Genomic DNA, 7,301 nt, shown 5'->3' on the forward strand with positions numbered 1-7,301 from the left:
GTCCTCGATGTTGCGGATGGCGCGGCTGACCGCGCCATGGGTTACGTTGAGCTCACCCGCCGCCTTGGAGAAGCTCAGATGCCTGGCGGCAGCCTCGAAGGCGGGCAGGGCAGTGAGGGGCGGCAGTCTGCGCGGCATGGTCCACCTGTGAGTGTTGCTCACAAATCATGCACAAAGAGTCGTTTGTCGTCCAGCCCGGAAATGTCCAATATATAGGGGTAGCAGCGGATATTGATCGGCTTTCCCATCTCGCCGCTGCGCTGAACGACCAGAAACAGTGTGAGCAATCGTCATGCTTGTCCCCTTGCGGACGGCGTCGGCACGCTTGCGCCTACTGAACCACAGGAGACGAACCATGAAACCGATTCTCGAATCCATCAGCGCCGCGACGAGCGGTCTTGCACTCAGAGCCTCTGCAGTCGTCGAGCGCCGCCGCATGCTGCGCCAAGTTTCACGCTCCTCGAACCATCGCTTGCACGACATCGGATTCGAGCGCGACTGGGACGGCTCCATCCTGCCCAACGGGAGGTCGATATGACCAGCACCCTGATCATCGGCGCGACGGGGCTGCTGGGCAGCGAGATGGCGAAGGCCAGCGCCCGCAATGGCGATCGCCTGCACGTTCTGGTTCGTGCGGCAACAGCCGGCGATGAAGAGCGGCTGCGTTCGCTGAAGGAGCTCGGCGCCGAAATCCACGTCGGCGATCTCGACGACTATGACAGCCTTGTCCGCGCCGCCGGTGCGGTGGACCGCGTCATCAGCTCGGTGCATGTGCATTCGGCCAGCGAGATGACGCTGGTGCGGGCGCTGAGGGATGCCGGCGTTTCCCGCTATGTGCCTTCCGCCGGCTTCGGCCTCGACTTCGCCGCCGCCGCCCCGGGCTCGATCCCGCCGCTCGATCTCAAGCGAGGCGTGTTCGACGCGATCAGGCAAGCCGATCTGCCCTACACGGTGATCTACACCAACGGCTTCTTTTCGACCTGGGTGGCGACGCTGGGCGATCTGATGCGCTTCGGCTCGTCGCCCTTGCCGCCCGATGAGGTGACGCTTTATGGCGGTGGCGATGTGCCGGCGACGTTTGTCAGCGAGAAGGACATCGCCGCCGTCACCTTGCGCGCGTTGAACGATCCCAAGGCCAACCGCAGCGAGATCCGCATCGCCCGAAACAAGATCACCCAGAACGAAATGATCGATCTGTGGCGCCGGGTGAGCGGCCGCTCGCCGCGCATCGTGCCTCAGAGTGCGGCGGAGCTTGAGGCGATGATCGCGTCAGCCCCCTGGCTTGGACTGCTGCGGGCATTCTGGATACGCGGCGAGACCGCGCTCGAGACGGCCACGCCGGAAGCCGGGGTGCTGTATCCGGAGCTGGCTTTCGAGACCATCGAGAGCGCCTTTGTTGCGATGGCGGACGCCGCTGGGCGGTAGGAACAGGAGCGCGGCGCTGAAGCTGACGTCGTCGGCGCGGCCGATGAATCCGGCTCGCGGCGTGAGCCGCCCGAGAAGGGCTGGTCTCACCCGTGCGGGCCTGTATCATGGTCATGTGAATTCCTGGGAGGAGGCTTGTGCATGCGGCTGAATCGGAATCTCTGTCAGTGGAGGGTTTGGGTCTTCATCGCCGCAATGGCGCTTTGGCCGCACGCGGCGCCGGCCGATAGCCTCACGCCCGAGCGCATCACTGCTGCCCTGTCGAAGCTCGAAGCGCTTGCCGAAGCCGCCGTCGCAGACGGTGCCGTACCCGGGCTCGCCATCGGCGTCGTGCGCGATGACGAGGTGATCTTCCTCAAGGGTTTTGGGCATCGCGAGGTCGGCAAGCCTGAGACCGTCGACGCCGACACGGTGTTCCAGATCGCCTCCCTTTCCAAGCCGGTTTCCGCCACCGTCGTAGCGGCGTTGGTTAGCGACAGGATCGTGTCCTGGGATTCGAAGATCGCCGATCTCGATCCGGCCTTCAGGTTGGCCGATCCTTATCCGGCAAGCCAGCTCACCGTCCGTGACCTGTTTTCGCATCGCAGCGGGCTTCCAGGCACCGCCGGAGACGACCTCGAGGACATTGGCTACGACCGCGTCGAGATCCTGCATCGCCTGCGGTTCGTGCCGCCATCGTCGAGCTTTCGGGCCGGGTATTCTTACAGCAATTTCGGATTGACAGAGGGTGCCGTGGCAGCCGCGACACCGACGGGAAAGCCCTGGGAGCAGGTCGCCGAGGAGAAGCTCTACCGTCCGCTGGGCATGGCCTCCACGAGTTCCCGCCATTCGGACTTCGTCAAGCGAACCAACCGCGCCGCGCTTCACGTCAAGGTCGATGGCGCCTGGGCAGCGAGGATAGAGCGCGATCCGGATGCGCAGGCGCCCGCCGGCGGCGTCAGCTCTACGGCACGTGACCTCTCGCAATGGGTGCGCCTCATCCTCCACAACGGCGTTTATGCCGGCAAGACACTGATTGCCGCCGATGCGCTAAGCCAGACGCATGTTCCGCTGATAGCGCGCGGCAACAACCCCGTCTCAGGCGGCGCATCGTTCTACGGCCTCGGCTGGAATGTCGAATTCGGCCGACACGGCCTGAGCTGGGGCCACGCCGGCGCTTTCAGCGTCGGCGCGCGTACCCTGGTGACAGTCTTCCCAAAGGAGAAGCTGGGCATAGTCATCGTCGCCAACGCCTTTCCGACTGGCCTGCCGGAGGGATTGTCCGACAGCTTCGCCGATCTCGTCTTCGACGGTAAGGTCGAGAAGGACTGGGTCAAGGCGTGGAATGATATCTATGCGGGCCTGTTCGGTCCGGCGGTCGCGGCGGCCAAGGCCGCCTACGCCGCGCCGCCGTCTCCGTCACGGCGAGCCGGGCCGGGCAGTGTCTATGCTGGCCGGTACGCCAACGACTTCATCGGCGACGCGATTGTGTCGAAAGCGGGAGACGACCTTGTACTCAAGGTGGGCCCGGCCGCCGGCCGGTCCTATTCATTGAGGCATTTCGACGGTGATCTTTTCCTGACCTTCCCCGACGCGGAGACGCCGGACAGCCCCTCGGGTGTAAGTTTCGTGGTCGGCGCTGACGGCAAGGCGTCGGCCATGACTGTAGGTTTTCTCGACGACAATCATCTCGGCACGCTGCAACGTGTGGGGGACTGACTTCCAAACCGACCGGTCCCGCCGGGAGTCAGGATGCCGGGCCGTATCGGAGCAGTTTGAAGCAATCGCCGTTGCCCGATTTCGTCTGTGCCAGCGAGGGCTTCGATCTGTCGATCCATTCCTGATGTGACCTCGCGTCGGCTTCGATCGCCTCGACCGGTGCAAGACTGACAAAGCTGCGTCCGTGGCTTAGAAGCCAGCACGCACGGCCGAGAAATCGCCTGCTGCGCTGGCGCAAGAGGTCGGCATCGTAGAAGATGTCGAGCACCTCGTGCTTGATCTTGCGCTCGGTTTCATGATTGGCGATCGCAACCTCGATCGGCTCGCCGCCGATCGCATCCTGCAGGTCCTTGTAGTCGAGGGTGAGTTGGGTGATGGCATATTTGATCTCGCTCTCGTCGCGCACGATGTCGAACCATAGCGTCGGATCGAGCTCGTTGACGACGAACGACGACTCGAAATCGCGCGACAGGTTGAGGATGTCGAAGTCCCGGATGTCGACGTCGCGCTCAACCAGCAGGATTTCGCGGATCTGCTTGCCAAGCTCCGCTCCCTGCGCGCCGATGGCGGCGTTGGTTCCACCAAGTTCGGGACTAACGTAGGCCCCGCCGTCATCCAGCAGCGCGTCGAATTCGCCAAGTGACTCGACGAGGGGAGCGCCGCGAGCGATGCGCGCCGCCAGCTTGGCCAGAACCTGCTGGAGATCCGTTTCGCGTCTGCGCTGGTCTTGGTAATTCTGCTGGAAAAAGAAGATGAACAGCGACACGCCGATGCCGATCAGGATCACGCCCAACTGCGAGAAGATGTTACGGTAGTATTCCAGCAGCTTTTCGCGATGACGCACGTCGTCGCGCACACTGTGGGCGACGCGCAGATTGACGATCAGCGACAGGATGAGCAGCCCAGTACCGACGAGGATGAGGCCGCCGATGAGCAGGTAACCATGGCCTGTGCTGAAATCCATTCGTTTTCCCTGAAGCCCAGACTGCGCAGAATAGTGCCATTTTGGCTAAATACCTACGGATTTGCAGGCGGTGGATTTGATGGCGGCGACCACCCCAGAAGGTTGACCCGCCTGGCCATCCGGCCGATAGCTCCGCCAGAAACTGCCCCGAGAACCCTGATGACTTCAGACACGAACCTCCACGATGCACGCTCCGCCGATCCTGACACCGCCTGGCAGGCGGACGTCCGCGCCGGGGTGCGCCACGTCCGCGACCTTGACCGCCTCCCGCTGTCGTCAGCCGAGCGCGCAGCCGCCCAGGCCGCGGCGGCGAACCACAAGGTGCGCGCGCCCAAAGCCTATCTCGACCTGATCGACTGGAACGACCCGGCTGATCCGATCCGGGCGCAGGTCATCCCCTCTCCGCAAGAACTGGAGGAGGTGGAAGGCGAACTCGACGATCCGATCGCCGACCATGACTTCAGCCCGGTGCCGCGCTTGACGCATCGCCATGCCGACCGGGTGCTGTTGTTCCCGACCTATCAATGCGCGGTCTATTGCCGGTTCTGCTTCCGCAAGGAATCTCTGACCTCGATCGGCAGGGGCTATACGCGCGAGGCGCTGGAGCCGGCGCTGGCCTATATCGCCAAGCATCCCGAAATCCGCGAGGTGATCCTGACCGGCGGCGATCCGCTGTCGCTGCCCGACAAGGCGCTGGCCGAAATCCGCGCGCGCATCGAAGCGATCGCGCATGTGCGGCTGCTGCGCCTCCACACGCGCGTTCCGGTGGCGCTGCCGTCGCGCATCACGCCGGGGCTGGTTGCGGCCCTGCAGGGCCGGCTGATGGTCACCATCGTCACCCATTTCAACCACGCGCGGGAAATCACTCACGCCACGGAAACCGCCTGCCGCACGCTGCGGCAAGCCGGCTTCGTGCTCCTCAACCAGAGCGTTCTGCTCAAAGGCGTCAACGACAGCGTCGAGGCGCTGGAGGAGCTCTGCCGCGAGCTGATGTATCGCCTCGGCGTCAAACCCTATTACCTGCACCATGGCGACCTCGCGCGCGGCATGGCGCACCGGCGCACGACGATTGCGCAGGGCCAGGCGCTGACCGAAGCGCTGCGGGCGCGGCTGTCGGGCATCTGCAACCCCGTCTATGTGCTCGACCTGCCGGAAGGCGGCGGCAAGGTGCCGATCGGGCCTTGCCATGTCGAGGGACGGGAGGGCGAGAACTGGCGGCTGCGCGGGCTGGATGGCGAGGTGAGGGCGTATACGGAGATCGTTGGCGAATAGGACTGCGCGCTAACCCCTGTCTTTCTCGACAAACGCCAGCACCACCACGCGCGGGGCAACGCAGTAGGCGAGCCTGGCCTTGCGGCCTGTCTTCGTCGTCGCGTGGCCTGCGTTCAGGTCGACGGTGATGTCCTCATAGCCCAGCACCTCGCGATCGAGCGGATAGACGGCCTTGTAGACGGCTTCCTTGGCGGCAAAAAGGATGCGGCCGGCAAGATGCCGGTCGGCTGCGTCGGTGCGGTCCGCGGGTGTTGTCACGAGCGCCAAAATATCATCCGGGAGAGGCTGCGCAGGCTCGACGTCGATGCCGAGCGAGGCGATATCGCCAACCGGTGCAACCGCCGCTACTGCCATGTCGTCGTCGTGCGCGAGCGAACCCATTATTCCCTCGGGCCAGACAGGCGCGCCGGACGGCGTGCGCAGGATGGCGGCGTCGCCGACGCCAAGCTCCGCCAGCAGTCCGTGCGCGATCCACCGGGCCGCGCCGCTGGCGCGCCGCATGCCAGGCTGGCGCGCGGGGATGGAATGCGCTTCCCCAGGCAGCAGATGGGCTTCATCGCCTTCGCGGATCCGGCGGCATCCGATCCGGACACCGCTCGGCGCGATCGCGGCCATAGCCTCCAGCAGGGTCGTTTCCTCCGATGAATTCGCAGCGGGCGGCGTCAACGATCGACCATCGGCAGGACGGCGATCATTTCTCCGTCCTCGTCGATGCCTTGCTCCACGAAGCCGGCTGCGCGATAGAGGTGGCGTGCGGCCTCGTTCTCGGGCTCGTAGCAGATCGAAACCTCCCTGATATGGTCGAGATTACCGATCTCGTCGAGCAAGGCGCGCAATGCGGCCTTGCCATAGCCTTTGCCCTGGTGGGCGCGGTCGATCATGAAGCGGTAGACCAGCGCCTCGTTGTCCGACGCATCGTACATCAGGAAACCGACGACACGGGTCCCAGCCATGATGGCGCGCGGCCGCGCGTCTTCGTCGGTTTCGGCTTCTTCGAGGGACTCCGAATTGCTGGCGACGAAATCCCTCTGCTCCGGAGCCAGTTCCAGGGCCGCGACCAGGGCGCGGTTGGCCCTGGTCACGGCAACGAGACGGATGTCCTCGGTGTTCAAGCCGATGCCTTGGCCGAGGACTCGGTGATCGGTTCGACGAAGCGATGCAGCTTGGCCGGGTTGCCGCGCCATATGGAGTTGGGCTCCAGCTCTTCGCCCTTCATGACGAAGGAGTCGACATCGACCACCGAGCCTTCGCCCATGACGACGCCGTAATGGACAAACGCGGAGGGTCCGAGCGTGCAGCCCTTGCCGATGCGGATGAAGTCGGACTTGAAGGCGCCTTCCTCCAGCGAATGGGCCTGGATGACGCAGCCCTCGTTGAGGGTGGCGTCGTCGCCGATCTCCACCAGCGAGCGTTCGGTCAGATTGCTGCCGCCGTCATAGACACGGCTGCCGATCTTGACGCCCAGCATGCGCAGGATCATCGGCCGGAACGGCGTGCCGGCGAACAGCCGCACGATCGGCGAATCCGCCAGCTTCCAGTGGCGTTCATGACGCCAGAACGCCACGTCATAGATCGTCGTCATCTGCGGCTTCAGCCTGCCGAAAGCAAGACTTGCCCGTTCCACGAAGATGTAGAACGGAATGGTGATCGCCGAGGTCAGGAGCACGGCGACGAACAGTGCGACTTCAGCCCATTCGGTGTAGTAGTTCAGCGCCCGGTCCCAGATCGCCAGCGTGGCGAACAGCATGACCCATTGCGTTGCCACGAACAGCAGGATCGTCACCAGATTGTGGCGGTTCTTCAACGGGATGCGCCGGCGCCGGTCGTCCTCGTCGATGCCGGCGATGAGTTCCTTGTCGCGGTTCACCATGCGCGGGATTTCAAAGGCAGGCGAACCCAAGAGCCCGACATTCTCGCGCAGCGGCCCGTCGATGGGGACCAT

8 protein-coding genes and 1 pseudogene are annotated in these 7,301 nt (G+C 64.3%); 4 read left to right on the forward strand and 5 right to left on the reverse strand.

The annotated features are described in order from the left end of the window. The coding region (locus EN914_RS17935) for a LysR family transcriptional regulator (RefSeq protein WP_127389185.1) at positions 1-138 on the reverse strand (138 nt) is incomplete at its 3' end. 217 nt (positions 139-355) lie between these two features. Between EN914_RS17935 and EN914_RS17940 the strand changes: the two genes are divergently transcribed. From EN914_RS17940 to EN914_RS17950, 3 genes are all read left to right on the forward strand, one after another. Further along, the gene (locus tag EN914_RS17940; protein ID WP_024501703.1) at positions 356-538 is read left to right on the forward strand and encodes a hypothetical protein; all 183 of its coding nucleotides are present in this window, start codon (positions 356-358) and stop codon (positions 536-538) included. Continuing rightward, a complete protein-coding gene (locus tag EN914_RS17945) occupies positions 535-1,425 on the forward strand; it encodes an NmrA family NAD(P)-binding protein (protein ID WP_024501702.1) in 891 nt (296 codons plus the stop codon). Before EN914_RS17940 ends, EN914_RS17945 begins: the two co-directional genes overlap by 4 nt. A 141-nt stretch (positions 1,426-1,566) precedes the next feature. Next, entirely contained in the window at positions 1,567-3,123 is a 1,557-nt protein-coding gene (locus EN914_RS17950; RefSeq protein ID WP_024501701.1) for a serine hydrolase, read from the forward strand. A gap of 28 nt (positions 3,124-3,151) precedes the next feature. On the opposite strand, the gene EN914_RS17955 is transcribed toward EN914_RS17950, so the two are convergent. After that, positions 3,152-4,087 (reverse strand): hypothetical protein, encoded by a 936-nt coding sequence (locus EN914_RS17955; protein ID WP_024501700.1) that lies wholly within the window; start codon positions 4,085-4,087, stop codon positions 3,152-3,154. Positions 4,088-4,246: 159 nt separating this feature from the next. Here EN914_RS17955 and EN914_RS17960 point away from each other — a divergent pair, with 159 nt between their 5' ends. Further along, positions 4,247-5,359, forward strand: a complete 1,113-nt coding sequence (locus EN914_RS17960; protein WP_024501699.1) for a KamA family radical SAM protein — start codon at positions 4,247-4,249, stop codon at positions 5,357-5,359. Positions 5,360-5,368: 9 nt separating this feature from the next. On the opposite strand, the gene EN914_RS17965 is transcribed toward EN914_RS17960, so the two are convergent. From EN914_RS17965 to EN914_RS17975, 3 genes and pseudogenes are all read right to left on the reverse strand, one after another. Continuing rightward, positions 5,369-5,974, reverse strand: a complete 606-nt coding sequence (locus EN914_RS17965) for a 4'-phosphopantetheinyl transferase (protein ID WP_050580410.1) — start codon at positions 5,972-5,974, stop codon at positions 5,369-5,371. A 47-nt stretch (positions 5,975-6,021) separates the two neighbouring features. Then, positions 6,022-6,471, reverse strand: a complete 450-nt coding sequence (locus EN914_RS17970; RefSeq protein WP_024501697.1) for a GNAT family N-acetyltransferase — start codon at positions 6,469-6,471, stop codon at positions 6,022-6,024. After that, positions 6,468-7,301: pseudogene (locus tag EN914_RS17975) on the reverse strand (peptide synthetase); the annotation flags it as partial. The gene EN914_RS17970 and the pseudogene EN914_RS17975, both read right to left, overlap by 4 nt.

It is taken from the genome of Mesorhizobium sp. M7A.F.Ca.CA.001.08.2.1, from assembly GCF_003998455.1.
GTDB lineage: Bacteria > Pseudomonadota > Alphaproteobacteria > Rhizobiales > Rhizobiaceae > Mesorhizobium > Mesorhizobium ciceri.

Excerpts from the sequence above, each read along its gene's own strand:
- EN914_RS17940 (WP_024501703.1), top strand. The coding sequence starts at position 356 with ATGAAACCGATTCTCGAATCCATCAGCGCCGCGACGAGCGGTCTTGCA.
- EN914_RS17945 (WP_024501702.1), top strand. The coding sequence starts at position 535 with ATGACCAGCACCCTGATCATCGGCGCGACGGGGCTGCTGGGCAGCGAG.
- EN914_RS17950 (WP_024501701.1), top strand. The coding sequence starts at position 1,567 with ATGCGGCTGAATCGGAATCTCTGTCAGTGGAGGGTTTGGGTCTTCATC.
- EN914_RS17955 (WP_024501700.1), bottom strand. The coding sequence starts at position 4,087 with ATGGATTTCAGCACAGGCCATGGTTACCTGCTCATCGGCGGCCTCATC.
- EN914_RS17960 (WP_024501699.1), top strand. The coding sequence starts at position 4,247 with ATGACTTCAGACACGAACCTCCACGATGCACGCTCCGCCGATCCTGAC.
- EN914_RS17965 (WP_050580410.1), bottom strand. The coding sequence starts at position 5,974 with ATGGCCGCGATCGCGCCGAGCGGTGTCCGGATCGGATGCCGCCGGATC.